15 protein-coding genes are annotated in these 14,893 nt (G+C 71.8%); 3 read left to right on the top strand and 12 right to left on the bottom strand.

All coding sequences use genetic code 11. The features are described from left to right. The first annotated feature begins 68 nt into the window (after positions 1–68). Positions 69–1,424: an aminotransferase class III-fold pyridoxal phosphate-dependent enzyme gene (locus CEK66_RS14575; RefSeq protein WP_198526533.1), complete on the top strand. Its 1,356-nt coding sequence runs from the start codon at positions 69–71 to the stop codon at positions 1,422–1,424. Between the two features lie 65 nt (positions 1,425–1,489). On the opposite strand, the gene CEK66_RS14570 is transcribed toward CEK66_RS14575, so the two are convergent. Together CEK66_RS14570 and CEK66_RS14565 are read right to left on the bottom strand one after the other, a co-directional pair. Continuing rightward, entirely contained in the window at positions 1,490–2,728 is a 1,239-nt protein-coding gene (locus CEK66_RS14570; protein WP_152237393.1) for a beta-ketoacyl-[acyl-carrier-protein] synthase family protein, read from the bottom strand. A 6-nt stretch (positions 2,729–2,734) separates the two neighbouring features. Continuing rightward, positions 2,735–3,010 carry an acyl carrier protein gene (locus CEK66_RS14565; protein ID WP_010342598.1) on the bottom strand — a complete coding sequence of 92 codons (276 nt, stop codon included), beginning with the start codon at positions 3,008–3,010 and terminating at the stop codon, positions 2,735–2,737. A gap of 112 nt (positions 3,011–3,122) precedes the next feature. On the opposite strand from CEK66_RS14565, the gene CEK66_RS14560 reads away from it, so the two are divergent. Together CEK66_RS14560 and CEK66_RS14555 are read left to right on the top strand one after the other, a co-directional pair. Continuing rightward, entirely contained in the window at positions 3,123–4,190 is a 1,068-nt protein-coding gene (locus tag CEK66_RS14560; RefSeq protein ID WP_152237392.1) for a GNAT family N-acetyltransferase, read from the top strand. Between the two features lies 1 nt (position 4,191). Further along, positions 4,192–5,070 (top strand): arginase family protein, encoded by an 879-nt coding sequence (locus CEK66_RS14555; RefSeq protein WP_152237391.1) that lies wholly within the window; start codon positions 4,192–4,194, stop codon positions 5,068–5,070. A gap of 146 nt (positions 5,071–5,216) precedes the next feature. Here CEK66_RS14555 and CEK66_RS14550 read toward each other — a convergent pair whose 3' ends face one another. The 10 genes from CEK66_RS14550 to CEK66_RS14505 form a co-directional block, all read right to left on the bottom strand. Beyond that, entirely contained in the window at positions 5,217–6,470 is a 1,254-nt protein-coding gene (locus CEK66_RS14550) for a DegT/DnrJ/EryC1/StrS family aminotransferase (protein WP_152237390.1), read from the bottom strand. Continuing rightward, entirely contained in the window at positions 6,460–6,858 is a 399-nt protein-coding gene (locus tag CEK66_RS14545) for a DMT family transporter (RefSeq protein WP_152181106.1), read from the bottom strand. Before CEK66_RS14545 ends, CEK66_RS14550 begins: the two co-directional genes overlap by 11 nt. Further along, entirely contained in the window at positions 6,855–7,217 is a 363-nt protein-coding gene (locus CEK66_RS14540; RefSeq protein WP_017914162.1) for an EamA family transporter, read from the bottom strand. Before CEK66_RS14540 ends, CEK66_RS14545 begins: the two co-directional genes overlap by 4 nt. Then, a complete protein-coding gene (locus CEK66_RS14535) occupies positions 7,217–8,044 on the bottom strand; it encodes an alpha/beta fold hydrolase (RefSeq protein WP_017910935.1) in 828 nt (275 codons plus the stop codon). The genes CEK66_RS14540 and CEK66_RS14535 overlap by 1 nt, the downstream gene beginning before the upstream one ends. A gap of 92 nt (positions 8,045–8,136) precedes the next feature. After that, positions 8,137–9,036 (bottom strand): HlyD family efflux transporter periplasmic adaptor subunit, encoded by a 900-nt coding sequence (locus CEK66_RS14530; protein ID WP_148828404.1) that lies wholly within the window; start codon positions 9,034–9,036, stop codon positions 8,137–8,139. Continuing rightward, positions 9,033–9,797 carry an ABC transporter ATP-binding protein gene (locus CEK66_RS14525; protein ID WP_152237389.1) on the bottom strand — a complete coding sequence of 255 codons (765 nt, stop codon included), beginning with the start codon at positions 9,795–9,797 and terminating at the stop codon, positions 9,033–9,035. Before CEK66_RS14525 ends, CEK66_RS14530 begins: the two co-directional genes overlap by 4 nt. Further along, positions 9,794–10,927, bottom strand: coding sequence for an ABC transporter permease (locus CEK66_RS14520; RefSeq protein WP_017910964.1), 1,134 nt, complete (start codon positions 10,925–10,927; stop codon positions 9,794–9,796). The genes CEK66_RS14525 and CEK66_RS14520 overlap by 4 nt, the downstream gene beginning before the upstream one ends. Beyond that, complete coding sequence (locus CEK66_RS14515) at positions 10,927–12,357, bottom strand: efflux transporter outer membrane subunit (RefSeq protein WP_152237388.1); 1,431 nt, start codon at positions 12,355–12,357, stop codon at positions 10,927–10,929. The genes CEK66_RS14520 and CEK66_RS14515 overlap by 1 nt, the downstream gene beginning before the upstream one ends. Continuing rightward, positions 12,354–13,778 (bottom strand): sensor histidine kinase, encoded by a 1,425-nt coding sequence (locus CEK66_RS14510; RefSeq protein WP_152237387.1) that lies wholly within the window; start codon positions 13,776–13,778, stop codon positions 12,354–12,356. The genes CEK66_RS14515 and CEK66_RS14510 overlap by 4 nt, the downstream gene beginning before the upstream one ends. Further along, on the bottom strand, positions 13,775–14,482 hold the full coding sequence (locus tag CEK66_RS14505) for a response regulator transcription factor (protein ID WP_017908858.1): 708 nt from the start codon (positions 14,480–14,482) through the stop codon (positions 13,775–13,777). Before CEK66_RS14505 ends, CEK66_RS14510 begins: the two co-directional genes overlap by 4 nt. Positions 14,483–14,893: the final 411 nt, after the last annotated feature.

The following is a 14,893-nucleotide window of genomic DNA, read 5'->3' as shown; positions in this document are numbered from 1 at the left end:
CCGCGCCCGATCCGGAGGCGCTGCTGCGCACCGGTGCCGACCACCAGCGCGCGCTGACCGATGCGCAGATGCTGGCCGACGAGTCCCAGTACTGCTCCTACGGCGACACCGTGCACTACAGCGAGCCGCCGCGCATCTTCGGCCGCTGCGACGGCAGCTACCTGTACGACACCGAAGAGGTGCCGTACCTGGACCTGCAGATGTGGTACTCGGCGGTCAACTTCGGTTACGCCAATCCGCGCCTGAACCAGGCGCTGACCCGCCAGATCGAGACCCTGCCGCAGGTCGCCAGCCAGTACCTGCACCCGACCAAGATCGAGCTGGCCAAGACCATCGCGGTCGACGCCGAGCGCAAGTGGGGCCGCAAGGGCCGCGTGCACTTCAACGTCGGCGGCGCGCAGTCGGTGGAAGACTCGCTGAAGCTGGTGCGCAACGCCAGCGCCGGCAAGAGCCTGGTGTTCGCCTTCGAAGGCGGCTATCACGGCCGTACCCTCGGCGCCTCGGCGATCACCTCGTCGTACCGCTACCGCCGCCGCTTCGGTCATTTCGACCGCGCCCAGTTCATCGAATTCCCGTACCACTTCCGCGGCCCCAAGGGCATGTCCAAGGAAGAGTACGGCGAGCAGTGCGTGGCCAAGTTCGAGCGCCTGTTCGAGACCGAGTACAACGGCGTGTGGGATCCCAAGGCCGGGCAGTGCGAGTACGCGGCGTTCTACGTCGAGCCGATCCAGGGCACCGGCGGCTACGTGATCCCGCCGCCGAACTTCTTCACCGGCCTGAAGCGGGTGCTGGACAAGTACGGCATCCTGATGGTGGTGGACGAAATCCAGATGGGCTTCTTCCGCACCGGCAAGCTGTGGGCGATCGAGCATTTCGGCGTGACCCCGGACGTGCTGGTGTTCGGCAAGGCGCTGACCAACGGCCTGAACCCGCTGGCCGGCATCTGGGCGCGCGAGGAGCTGATCAACCCGACCGTGTTCCCGCCGGGTTCGACCCACTCCACCTTCGCCTCCAACCCGCTGGGCACCGCGGTCGGCCTGGAAACCATGCGCATGCTGGCCGAGACCGACTACGAGTCGATGGTGATGGCCAAGGGCGCGCACTTCCTGGACGGCCTGCGCGACCTGCAGAAGCGTCACCCGGAAATCGGCGACGTCGACGGCCTGGGCCTGGCCCTGCGTGCGGAAATCTGCCAGGCGGACGGCTTCACGCCGAACCGCAAGCTGCTCGACACCATGGTCGACATGGGCCTGGAAGGCGAGTTGCGCCACAACGGCAAGCGCATCGGCCTGATCCTGGACGTGGGCGGTTACTACAAGAACGTGATCACGCTGGCGCCGTCGCTGCACATCAGCCACGAAGAGATCGACCTGGGCCTGTCCTTGCTGGACCAGTTGCTGACCCGCGCCAAGCAGGTCGCATGAGCCGGGCGGGAGACGACGCGCGCGGTTCGCGTTGCCTCCCGCCGTTGTTTGCGGCGGCGGGCGCTTCAGCCCGCCGCGCGCAGCGCGATCACCGCATTGAGTCCGCCGAAGGCGAAGGAATTGCTCAGCACCGCTTGCACGTTGCGGGCGCGCGCCTGGTTGGGCACGTAGTCCAGATCGCATTCGGGATCGGCATCGAGGAAGTTGGCCGTGGGCGGCACCACCTGCTCGCGCAGCGCGCCGATCGCCGCCAGCAGTTCCAGCGCGCCGGCCGCACCGAGCGCGTGGCCGTGCACCGCCTTGGTGGAGCTGACCGCCAGCGCCTCGGCGTGCGCACCGAACACCTGACGCAGCGCCTGGGTTTCGCAGCGGTCGTTGGCCTGCGTGCCGGTACCGTGGGCGTTGACGTAATCGATCTGCTCCGGCGCCAGGCCGGCGTCCTGCAGCGCCAGGCGCATCGCCGTGGCGGCGCCGTCGACGCTGGGTGCGACGATGTCGCCGGCATCGGAACTCATGCCGAACCCCGCCAGTTCCGCCAGCGGCAGCGCGCCGCGGGCGGCCGCGTGCTCGGCGCTTTCCAGCACGAACATGCCGGCGCCTTCGCCCAGCACCAGGCCGCTGCGCTGCGCGCAGAACGGCCGGCAGGTGTCGTCGCTGACCACCCGCATCGCTTCCCAGGCGCGGATCAGCGCCAGGCTCAGGCAGGCTTCGCTGCCGCCGGCGATGGCCACGTCGGCCAGGCCATGGCGGACCATCAGCGCGGCCTGGGCGAAGGCGTGATTGGCCGAGGCGCAGGCGCTGGACACGGCGAAGGCCGGGCCGCGCAGGCCGAAGGCGATGCTGATCTGGCTGGCCGGCGCGTTGGCCATGCTGCGCACGATGGTCAGCGGATGCAGGCGTTCGGCCTGGTCGCGGTACAGCCGGCGCGATTGTTCGTCGCGGCTGAGTTCGGCGCCGACGCCGGTGCCGACCACCACCGCGCAGCGCGCGCCGAGCGCGGCATCGCCGTGCGGCAGACCGGCCTGGGCGATCGCCTCGCGGGCGGCGACCAGCGCCATCTGGGTCATGCGGTCGAGTTGACCGGGGGCGATGCCGCCGGTCTGCGTGGCATCCGGAGCGAACCCTTGCAGGGTCGCGGCCACGCGCATCTTCAACGTGCTGAGCGGATCGGGCGAGGGCAGGGCGGCGATGCCGCTGCGGCCCTCGCGCATCGCGCTCCACAGCGCCTCGGCGCCCAGGCCGAGCGCGCTGACCGCGCCCATGCCGGTGACCACGACGCGCCGCGCGTGCGGGGAGGCGCCCATGGCGCGTCAGTGCGCCGGTTGCGCCGCGCCGGCCGCCGCCTTGGCCGCCAGCGCGTCCTCGACCGCCTGCACCAGCTTGCCGAGCGAACCGTCGTCCAGGTTCGGGTCGCGCTGCGGGAAGGTGATGTCGAAGTGTTCTTCGATGTCGAACAGGATTTCGATGGCCTCGAGCGAATCCACGCCCAGGTCCTGCAGCTTGGCATCCGGGGTCAGGCGCGCCGGGTCGATCTCGCCATGCTTGGCGACGATGCTGTGGATTTGCGACTCGATGGACGGGGTCATGGCAGTGCTCCGCGAAATGAAGGGCCACCGTGCGGCGCCCGCCGCCGGTGGATCGCACGCTGCGGCCTGGGCCGCAGCATCCATTCTCCACGCTAGACGATCAATCTTGCAGATGCCTTTCGTCAACCAACTCGAGCCGCAGGCCTTGCAGCGGCAGTTCCTGCAGCACCCGCCAGCCGGTTTCCTGATCCAGCCCCTGGAGCACGGGGTGCCGGCCTTCGAGGCCGAGTTCGACCTGCTCACCACCGCCGAACCCGCGCTGCGCGCGAAGGTGGCGCGGCTGCCGCTGCAGCGCCTGTGGCAGCGCCTGCTGCGGCCGCGCACCAGCTTCGTCGGCAGCACCGTGAGCGAGTACGCCTGGCTGCCGCGCGCGGCCGACCCGGCGCAGTTGCCGCGGCAGTGGCGTACGCAACTGGGCCGGCGCCGCGCGCTGATGATCGTCAAGGACGTGCCGCAGCGTTCGCCGTTGCTGGATGAGGCCGACAACGCCTGGGCGCAGGCGTTCCTGGACGCCTGCGAGCGCAACGGCTACGTGCTGCTGCGCGGGCAGGCGCTGGCCTGGGTGCCGATCGACTTCGCCTCCACCGACGAGTACCTGGCGCGGCTCTCGCGCGGGCGCCGGCGCAACATCCGCCGCAAGCTGCGCTCGCGCGCCAATCTGGAGATCGAGGTGCTGCCGACCGGCCCGGCCTTCGCCGACCCGGCGCTGCGCGCGCACTGCTATGCGCTGTACCAGGAGGTGTACGCGCAGAGCGAGATCCATTTCGACCTGCTGACCGAGCCGTTCTTCGACGCGCTGCTGACCGACGCCGACTCGGGTGGGCAGGTATTCGTGTACCGGCACAAGGGCCGCATCATCGGCTGGAACCTGTGCTACGTGCACGAGGGCCGGCTGCTCGACAAGTACATCGGCCTGCATTACCCGGATGCGCGCGACCACAACCTGTACGCGCTGAGCTGGATCGAGAACCTCGACTATGCCTGCCGCCATGGCCTCACCGCCTACGTCGCCGGCTGGACCGATCCGGAGGTGAAGGCCCAGCTCGGCGCCAGCTTCACCTATACCTGGCATGCGGTGTACCTGCGCAATCCGTTGCTGCGCGCCGTGCTGCGGCGGCTGCGGCCGCTGTTCGAATCCGACGACGTCGGGCCGGCCGCCGATGCCGCCGAGGAGGACTGAGATGCGCACCCCGGTCCTGCTCGATCTCGATGATTCGCTGGGCGTCGTACCCGATGCCGTGCACCTGCCGCTGCGCGACTGGTGCGACGGCTTGCGCTTCGCCTGCTCGATGGCGCGGCTGCGCCGCTTCGGCGCGGCGCTGGAGCAGGCGCTGCCGGCGCAGTACGGCACCGTGCTGCTGGGCAGCGGCGATTTCCATCACCTGAGCCTGCCGTTGATCGTGCGCCTGGCGCAGCGCGCGCAGGCGCCGTTGCGGGTGGTGGTGTTCGACAACCATCCGGACAACATGCGCTTCCCGTTCGGCGTGCACTGCGGGTCGTGGGTGCGCCGCATCGCCGCGCTGCCGCAGGTGGCGCAGGTCGAGGTGGCCGGCATCACCTCCGGCGACGTGGGCCCGGGCCATGCCTGGGAAAACCATCTGCTGCCGCTGTACCGCGGCAAGCTGCGCTACTGGTGCAGCGGCGTGGACGTGGGTTGGGCGCGGCGGCTGGGCCTGGGCCAGGCGGTGCGCGGCTTCGACAGCGTGAGCGCGCTGAGCGATGCTTTCGTCGAGCACCTGAAGCGCACGCCGATGCCGACCTATCTGTCGCTGGACAAGGACGTGCTGGATCCGCAGGACGTGCGCACCAACTGGGACCAGGGCCAACTGCGCGTGCCGCAGTTGCTGCAGGCGATCGAGGCGCTGCGCGGGCAGGTGTGCGGCAGCGACATCACCGGCGAAGTCTCGCTGGCCCATTACCCGCAATGGTGGAAGCGCAAGCTGGCGGCGCTGGATGCGCAACCCGAACCGTCGCCGGCGGATCTGGCGGCGTGGCAGGCGCAGCAGCACGCGTTGAACCTGCGGCTGCTGGCGGCGCTGGATGCGGCCAGCGTCGGCTAGCGCGGCCTGTTTCTGTGGGCGCGGCTTCCGCCGCGAGGGCATGACCGGTAACGCTTCTCGCGGATGAAGCTGCGCCTGCAGGATTTTGTCGTCGTTACGACCGGCGCGTTGTCATCGCGACGCTGGCGAAGTCGCACGTCGCCCGATCAAGCGCTCGGCGCAGCGGCGTGCACCAGGTCGACATCCAGCGGCGCCGGCCCGACCGCGCCGGCGCAGGCCGCCTGCAGCGTGGCCACGATGGTCTCGAAGCGCGCCTCGTCCAGCCAGGGGCTGTTGCTGATGCTCAGGCAGCGCGCGGCGAAGTCGCTGGCGTTGGGCATCGGCGTGCGTTCGACGATGCCGTCCAGGTAGTCGTACTCGGGCAGGGCATGCACGAACGGCACCGCCACCCCGAGTCCGCGCGGCCACAGCGCACCCAGCACCGATTCGCGTGCGGCCGTATCGGGCAGCAGCACCATCAGGATCGGCCAGCTGCCCTGGGCGCCGGGGGTATCGGCGATCACGCTCAGGCCGGGGATGCCGGCCAGGCGTGCGCTGCGGCGCCGGCCCTGTTCGCGGATCTGCGCAAGAAATGCCGGCCAGCGGGCGCTGGCGCGCACGCCCACGCCTTCGCGCCAGGCGCCGACCGCGTGCTGGGCGATGGCCGTGCCGAAGCGGTCGCCGGCCGCGCCGATGCGGTCGCCGCGGCGCAGCGCGCGGCGCACCGGTGCGCCGTACGCCCAGCGCAGCGGCTGCGGCCGGTACAGCGCGGCGTAGCCGAGCAGTTCCAGGCTGCGCCGCAGTTCCCAGCGCCAGTCGCGCTGGCCCAGGCGCGCGGCGGTGTCGGCCAGGCTGCGCTGCAGCGGCGCATGCCGCGACATCAGCAGCCCGCCTTCGTACAGCGTGAGTCCCTTGCCGGCGGCCAGGCTGCAGAAGCCGATGTCGCCGCCGAGGCCGGCCGGGCGGCCGTCGGCGTGCACGCCGCCCAGCGCCTGCGCCGCGTCCTCGATCAGCAGCGCGCCGCAGCCTTCGGCGGCGCGGCGCAGCGGTGCCAGGTCGATCAGACGCCCGCCCAGATGGGTGGCGATGATGGCCAGGGTGTCGCTGCCGCAGCGCTGCGCCAGCTGCACCGGGTCCAGTTCCAGCGAGCCGGGCAGCAGATCGCACAGCACCAGTTGCAGGCCGCAGTGCGCCACCGCCAGCGCCACCAGCGGGCAGGTATAGGCCGACACCAGCACCTGCCGGCGCCGGTTGGCCGCGGTCAGGGTGCGCAGGGCCACGATCAGCGCGGCGGTGCCCGAGCAGGTCAGCAGGGCCTGCGGCAGGCCGAGCGCGCTGGCCAGGCGTTCGCGCGGCCGGCCTGGCCACAGGTCGCCCCACTGCAGCGGCAGGCCGGCGGTCGGTGGGATTTCAGTGCGCATCGGCGGGATCCGCGCGTTCGCCGATCGCCAGGCAGACGATGCCGCCGACGATCAGCGCCGCGCCCAGCGCCTGCAGCAGGCCGATGTGTTCGTTGAACCACCAGGCCGACAGCAGCATCACGCTGACTACCTCCAGGTGCGAGGCGGCGAACGCCGGGCCGATCGGCGCATGCTCGAGCAGCTTCATCCAGGTGAAGAACGCGCCGACGTAGCCCAGCAACGCGGCGTACAGCCATGGGCTGCCGAGCAGGCGCAGCACCCACGCCAGTTCGGCCTGCGGCGGGAACGCGTGCGTGCCGGCCAGCTTGAAGCCGATCTGCGCCAGGGTGTCGAAGCTCAGCAGCAGGGCGAAGCCCACCGCATAGCGATGCAGCGGCGGCCGGCTCATGAGCCCAGCCCCACCACGGCCACGCCGGCGCTGACCAGGCAGATGCCGGCCACCTGCATGCGCCCCAGGCGTTCGCCGAACAGCCAGCGCCCGGCCAGCATGATCGCCACGATGTTGATCGAGCCCAGCAGCACGCCGCGGCCCAGCGGCACCAGCGACAGGAACGCGGTCCAGGCGAGGAATTCGAGCACGTAGCAGGCCACGCCGAACCACAGCTGCGGCTGCCGCGCCATGCGCTGCCAGCGCGCCATGCCGGTGCCCTGCGGGTGGCTGGCCACGTACTTGAAGGCCAATTGGCCGGCGGTGTCGAGCGCCACCGTCGCCAGCCAGATGCCCACTACCGAGCCGGTCATCGCCATCAGGCGGCGGCCTGCTGCGGCGCGCACAGGGCGGCGAAGAACTGCGCCAGGCGCGCGCCGAGCACGCGCCGTTCGCGGTCCAGGGTGATCATGTGATAGCTGTCGTGCAGCAGCAGCAGCTCCGTCGGCCCGGACACGTTGGCGATCACCAGCCGCGCATTGCGCAGGTCGGCGATGTCGTCCTCGGTCGCGTGCGCGACCAGGCATGGCGCGACGACCTTGGGCAGGTCGCGGCGCACCGCGCGCGCGAGCAGGTACATCTCGGCCAGGGCGTGCCAGGGGTTGCCAGGCAGGCCGGCGGCGCTGCTGTCGCCGCCGAGCATCGCGCTGCTGATTTGGGCGCGGATGCGCTCGTCGCGCAGGCCGTACGGCGGCTCTTCCAGGAACATGCGGCGCTTGCCGATGCCCAGGCGCTTGAACCAGGGCAGCAGGAACGCCAGCCGCGCGCGCTTGGGGATGTTCCAGCCGTCGTAGCGGAAGGTGGCGCCGAGCACGCCGACGCCGTCCACCCACTGCGGACGCTCCTGCGCCAGGCGCAGCGCCAGCACCGCGCCCATCGACAGCCCGGCCACGAACAGCCGGTCGACCTGCGGGCGCATGCGCGCGGCCGCCGCCTCGACGCTGGCGTACCAGTCGCGCCAGTTGGTGGCGAGCAGATCGTCCTCGTCGCCGCAGTGGCCGGCCAGCTGCACGCCATGGACGCTGAAGCCTTCGCGGTTCAGGCTCTTGCCGAGCAGACGCATTTCGCTGGGCGTGCCGGTCAGGCCATGGATCAGCAGCACGCCGTTGCGGCCGCCTTCGAAGTGGAACTCGGCAGATTGGATCATGTGAATGGGCGCGGCTGCGCAGTCTCGGCAATCCGTGCAGGGTCGCCGCTGCGCGTTTCAGCAGCCTTTCGCCGCCGCGGCGGCGTGCAAGCTCAATGCTTGGCCGCGGCCGGGTTGCGGAAGCGCACCAGTACGCGCTGGCCCAGGCGCAGGGTCGAGGGCTGGGTGAAGGCCAGCACGCAGGCCACGCTGCGGTCGTTGCCGGCGGGCGTGGCGTCGTCGTGCAACTGGGTCGGGCCGTAGGCCGGCGCCAGCCAACGCACCACCGCCTGACCAAGCACGGTCTGGCGGCCGTCGTCACTGATGACCTCGGCGGCCATGCCCGGGGTGACGCTGCCGGCATAGCTTTCGTTCAATTCGGCGCGGACCAGGCGCGGCGCGTCCGGCAGCAGGGTCAGCAGCGGCGCGTTGGCCTCGCTGCGCGCGCCGACCGCGGCCGACAACTGCAGGACGCGGCCGGCGACCGGCGCCTGCAGCCGGTACTGCGCGCGCTGCAACTCTGCCGCCCGTACCTGCGCGTCGGCCAGGGCCGCGTCGCTGCGCGCGGTGTCCAGCGCGTCGGCCAGGCTCTGTACCGCGTCGCTGGCATCGTCTGCGGTCTGCCCGTCGCCGGCGCCCAGGCGCGCGGCCTCGGCCAGCCGCCGCTGCTTCTGCTGGGCGCTTTGCAGGCGCTGCTGCAGTTGTTTCAGGTGGGTCGCCGCGGCCTGCGCGCGGGTGCGGGCGATGTCCAGCTCGACCGCGGCGGCGCGGTCGTCGCCGGCGACCAGCACGGCGCCTTTCTGCACCGCGTCGCCCTCGTGCACCGGTACCTCGCGCAGGGTCGCGGCGACCGGCAGGCCGAGCTTGAGCACGCCGCCTTCCACATCGATGCGGCCGCGCGCCACCGCCAGGTAGGCCGGGGTGGCGGCCGGCGCCGGGGCCGGCGTGCGGTCCGAGGGCGCGCATGCGGCCAGCAGCAGGCTCAGCAGGGGCGCGGCGGCGAACGCTTTCATGGTGCGGGATTCCGTGTGGGCAGGGGCGAGGGCGGCGCGTTGACGCGGCGGTCGTCGAGGATGCGGCCGTCCTCCATCGACAGCACGCGGTCGGCATGGCGGATCAGGCGCGGGTCGTGGCTCACGCACAGCACCATGGTGTTGTGGCGGCGCGCGATGCGGTGCAGCAGGTCGATCACGATCTGGCCGTTGCCGGCGTCCAGCGCGCTGGTGGGTTCGTCGGCGAACAGCAGTGCCGGGTGCTTGGCCAGCGCGCGGGCGATCGCCACGCGCTGCTTCTCGCCGCCGGACAGTTCGGCCGGGCGCAGGTGCTGGCGGTGGGCGATGCCGACCTCGGCCAGCGCTTCCTCCGCACGGCTGCGCACTTCGGCCGGGGCCAGGCCCATGTACTGCAGCGGCAGCCGCACCTGGTCCAGCGCACACAGCGCCGGGAACAGGTTGAAGCCCTGGAAGATGAAGCCGGTGTGGCGCAGGCGGAACTGCTCCAGCGCGGTGGCGCCGAGCGCGCCCAGTTCCTCGCCCAGCGCCAGCACCTGGCCGGCGTCGGCGCGCTGCAGGCCGCTGAGGATCGACAGCAGGGTACTCTTGCCGCAGCCCGACGGGCCGGAGATCAGGGTCAGCTCGCCCGGCCACACCTGCAGTTCCACGTCGCGCAGCACCGGCGTGCGCAGGCTGCCGGAGACGAAGCTCTTGCACAGTCCGCTGCCGCTGAGGGTGGCGGCGGCCGGGTGCAGCGCGGCGGGGGCGACGATGCGGCTCATCGCAGCAGCAACGCCGGATCGGCGCGGCGCAGCCCGCGCAGCGCGGCCAGGGCCGAGACCACGGTGAGCAGCATCACCGCACACACGCACAGGCCCCAGCCGCTGGCGTTGAACGCCACCGGCACGTCGTGCGCGCGGGCCAGCGCGACCAGCGCCGCGCCCAGCGCACTGGCGCCGATCAGGCCCAGCGCACCGACCCAGGCGGCCTGTTCCAGCACCACCCAGCGCAGATTGCGCATGCTCACGCCCAGCGCGTTGAGCGTGGCGTACTCGCGCGCGGCGCCGAGCACGGTGCCGAGCAGGGTCTGGCTGGTGATGGCCACGCCGACCAGCAGCACGATGCCGCCGAGGAACAGCACGCCGGAGCCGGCGCCGGTGTCGAACATCCAGAACAGGATGCTGCGCCGGGCGAAATCGTCGGCGCTCCAGGCTTCCACGCGCGGCCGCGTGACCGCGCTGTCGATCGCCTGCGCCACCGCCTGCGGGTCGGCGCCGGGGCGCAGCCTGGCCACCATGTAGGTCGGCCAGTCCGGATGCGCGGTGTCGCTGTTGAGCGCGCGCGCGGTGTCCAGCGAGGCGAGCACGTTGACCCCGCCCAGCGCGCGCAGGCCGCGGCCGACTCCGATCACCCGCACGCGATGACCATTGATGCGCGCGCTGCTGCCGACGCCGACGCCGAGCTTGTCCAGTTCCGCGCGGTCCACCACCACGGTGTCCGGTTCGCGCAGCGCCGCGCGCAGGGCGGGGCTGAGCAGACGGGAGAACATCAGCCCGCCGTCGCGGGTGTCGATGCCGGAGATGTAGACCGACACCGCGCCGGTGTCGCCGGGGCCGCGCCAGTCGCCGTCGAACCAGATGAACGGCTCGACCTGCGCCACCCGCGGGTCCAGGTACAGCGGCGCGGCCGCGTCCGGATCGATGGCGCGGCCCTGGTCCACGCTCTGCGTGCCGGGATAGCCCAGCCACAGGTCGGCATCGGAGCCGGACACATAGACGCTGGCGCTGCCGAAGATGCCCAGCACCAGTGCGGTCTGCAGCAGCAGCAACAGGCTGGCGAAGCCCACCGACACCACCACCGGCAGGAAGCGGCGCCACTCGTAGCGCAGGGTCTGGCGGGCCAGCGCGACCATCAGGGCTGCGCGCCTTCGTGGTTGCTGACGGCGCCGGTGCCGGGGATCGGCGCAGTGGCGCTGCCCAGTGCGGTGTGCAGGGCGACGTAGGCCAGGTCGCGCTGGCGCTGCGCTTCCAGCAGTTCCAGGGCGGCCTGGTCGCGCGCGGCCTGTTGCGTGGCCACGTCCAGGTCGCTGCCCAGGCCCAGCCGCCGGCGCTGCTGCGCGACCTCGCTGGCCTGCTGCTGTGCCTGCAGCACCTGCTGCTGGGTCTCGACGTTGCGCCGCTGCTGTTCCAGTGCGGTCAGCGCGTCCTCGACCTCGTTGACTGCCTCCAGCACGGTCTGCCGGTAGGCCAGGGTGGCCGCTTCCAGCAGGTCGCCGCGCGCCTTGGCCTTGGCATGGCGGATGCCCCAGTCGAACAGCGGAATGTCGATCACCGGGCCGAACGAGGCGATGCCGTGGGTGGCGGTGCGGCGATGGCTCAGCAGGGTGGTCGACCAGCGGATCGAACCGCCCAGGCCGATGCTGCCGTACTGATCGGCGCGGGCCAGATCCAGCGCGCCGGCCGCGCTCAGCACCTCGGCTTCGCGCGTGGCGATGTCCGGGCGCCGGCGCAGCAGGTCGGCCGGGACGCTGTCGACCGCGGCGATCTGCAACGCCGTCGGCGCGGCGCTGGCCGCGGCCGTGCTCCATGCCGGGTCGGGCGTGTCGCGGCCCAGCAGCACCGCCAGGCGCCGCGCGGCTGCGGCGGCGGCATCGCGCGGCTCGTCCAGGGCGGTTTGCGCCTGCAGTGCGGCAGCCTGCGCCTGCGCCGCGGAAGCCGGCGTGGCCAGATGCAGGTCGACCAGCGTCGCCTGCAGGGTCGCCTGGCGCTGGCGGGCGGCGACGACATCCTGCTGCAGCCGCTCCGCCTGCTGCGCGTGGCGCAGGTCGATCCAGTTGCGGGTCACCTCGGCGATGGTCGCCGCGCGTACCTGCGCCAGGTCGGCCTGGGCATTGTCCAGATCGCCGCGGGCCATGCGCCGGGTCGCCTCGCCGCGGCCGAACAGCGGCAACTCCCATTCCGAGTCGAGCCCGACCACCAGGAACGAGGCGCTGGCGTCGGGATCGATCGGGTCGAGGGTGCGCGCACGCAGCTGCGGGCGTTGCGATGCGCCGGCCACGGTATCCAGGCGCCGCGCCGCGCGCAGCTTGGCCAGTGCCTGGCCGACGTTGAGGTCGTCGCGCAGCGCCTGCGCGACCAGCGCATCGAGCTGCGGGTCGTGGAAGTCCTGCCACCAGGCCGTGCCGGGTGGGCGCGGGACCGCGGCCTGCGGCGTCGGGCTGCTCCATCGCGCGGGCAGCGACTGTTGCGGCAGGTCAGGCAACGGCGTGCTGGCGCAGCCGGCCAGGGCCAGTACGGCGGCCAGCGTCAGCACGCTGGCCGGGCGGATCCGGCTCCGGCTCATGCCTGCGGCTCCGCGCCGGCCGGCAGGTCCAGCTCCGCACGCAGGCCACCCAGCGCCGAGCGCCGGTAGCGCAGCGTGGCGTGGTGGCGGGCGGCGATGTTGGCGACGATCGCCAGGCCCAGGCCGGTGCCGCCTTCGGGCGCGTCCGGGGCGCGGAAGAAGCGCTCGCCCAGGCGCGGCAGCAGGGCCTCGTCGATGCCGCTGCCGGCGTCGTCCACGGCCAGGCGCACGGACAGCGGATCGCGCCGCAGGCTGACCGTGACCACACGGCCGGCGGCGTGGCGGAACGCGTTGTCCAGCAGGTTGTCGAGCAGTTCGCGCAGCGCATAGGCGTCGGCGGCGACCCAGGCCGCAGCCGCGTCGTCGTCGCCGCCGTCGTAGCCCAGGTCCACGCCGGCGTGCAGGGCGTCGGGGATGCGCTCGGCCAGCGCCTGCGGCAGCCATTGCGCCAGATCCAGCGGCAGCAGCGGGCGGATGCTCTCGCGCGGGGCCTGGGTGCGGGTCAGCGCCAGCAGCTGGGTGGAGGTGCGGGTGGCGCGGTCGGTCAGCTGGCGGATGTGCTGCAGCGCCTGCGCGGTGTCCTCCGGGCGCTGGCTGGCCTGGGCGCGCTGCACGTGCATGCTCAGCCCGGCCAGCGGCGTGCGCAGTTGATGCGCGGCGTCGGCGAGGAAGCGTTCCTGCAGCGCCATCATGTGCTTGAGGCGGCCGAGCAGGCCGTCGATGGCCTGGGTCAGCGGCACGATCTCCATCGGGATGTCGGGACCGGACACCGGGCTGAGGTCGCGCTGGCTGTCGTCGAGCCGCCGCACCGCCGGCTCCAGCATGCGCAGGCCGACCCGCACGCCATGCCAGACCAGCACCAGCAGCGAGCAGGTGAGCAGCAGTTCGGTCGGCAGCATCAGCACCAGGATCTCGCGGGCGCGGCGGTGACGGTCGTCCAGGGTCTCGGCCACCGACACGGTGAGCCAGTCGCCCGGCTCCAGCGCCGAGGGCAGCAACAGGCTGGCCACACGCACCGGCACGCCGTTGTCCATGCGGTCGTCGTACAGCATCACCCGGCCGACTTCGGCCGGATCCGGATGCGCCGGAATCGGCTGGGTGCTGCCGCTGATCACCCCGTGGCGGCGGCTGTCGAGCTTGAAGAACACCCGGCCGTCGCTGCTGTACTCCAGCAGTTGCCGCGCCTGCAGGGTCAGCGGCATGCGCTCGCCGGGGTCGTTGACCGCATTCGCCAGGCCCTGCGTGTCCTCCTTCAGGTCCATGTCGTGGACGTGATTGGTGTACTTGAGCATCAGCAGGTAGAACAGCGCCGACACCACCAGCATCAGCAGCATGGTCGGAATCAGCAGGAACGCCAGCAGTCGCTGGCGCAGGCTGGGGTGGCGGTATGCCGGCGACTGCGCGGCCGCGGTCGCGCTCACTGCGGCATCTGTGCGTGGTCGGCGGCCGGTGAGGCGGCGCGCGACTCCTCCAGCAGATAGCCCAGGCCGCGGATGGTCCGGATGCCGACGCCGGCGCCGTGCAGTTTGCGCCGCAGGCGGTGCATGGAGATGTCCAGGCCGTTGTCGGTGATTTCGTGCTGCCAGTCGCACAGCGCTTCGGTCAGCTGGCTGCGGCTGACCACGCGACCGCTGCGCAGCAGCAGGGTCTCCAGCAGCGCGAACTCGCGCGCGGTCAGGTCCAGCGGCTGGTCCTGCAGCCATACCCGGCGCCCGGCCAGATTGATGCGCAGCTGTCCCAGCACCAGTTCCGGTACGCCACCGCTGCTGCTGCGACGCAGGAGCGCGCGGGTGCGGGCGAGGAACTCGGACAGTTCGAAGGGCTTGATCAGGTAGTCGTCGGCGCCCTGGTCGAGCGCGTGGATGCGGTCTTCCACGGCATCGCGCGCCGTCACCACCAGCACCGGGATCTCGTCGCGGCGCGCGCGCAGGCGCTGCAGCACCTGTAGCCCGTCGCGGCGCGGCAGACCGAGGTCCAGCACCAGCAGTTGATAGCTTTCGCTACCGAGCGCGCGCTCGGCGGCGGCACCGTCGCCGACATGGTCCACTACGTGGCCGCACTCGGCGAGCGAGTCGCGCAATGCAACGGCAATGGACGTATCGTCTTCGGCGACCAGGATGCGCATGATGCGAAATGCTTGCAACGGGGATGTGGGAAAACCGTCGTAATCGGCGGCGGCGAAGTCACTACGTTCACATACGTCGATGTAGCTTCGATGGAGTGTGTATCCAGATTCTGCGATGCGGTGATGACCATTATCATCCATGACATCGCTGCGCGCTCGCCGGTCCTGACCCCGCCGGGTAGGAAAAACCCTATAGCCGGCCGCGGCATCCGCCGATCCTCACGCCCCCGGGTCCGCGGCATCATGAACGGGTCGGCAACGTCACCGCTCCCGCGCCAGGGAGACGGCTCGCACGGAATCGAACGGATCTCGATTCGCCGGCCACGTTTCGCTCCCGCAGGCGCCGACGGATCGGCGCAGCGCCACTGCGATCGGAATCGAAGGGAAGAAAACGCACGAGGCCCCGGCATG

The organism is Xanthomonas sp. LMG 12460, assembly GCF_009192895.1.
In the GTDB taxonomy this organism is placed as follows: Bacteria; Pseudomonadota; Gammaproteobacteria; order Xanthomonadales; family Xanthomonadaceae; genus Xanthomonas_A; species Xanthomonas_A sontii.
The sequence above is the reverse complement of the archived record's forward strand: the minus strand, read 5'-3'. Positions and strand labels throughout refer to the sequence as shown.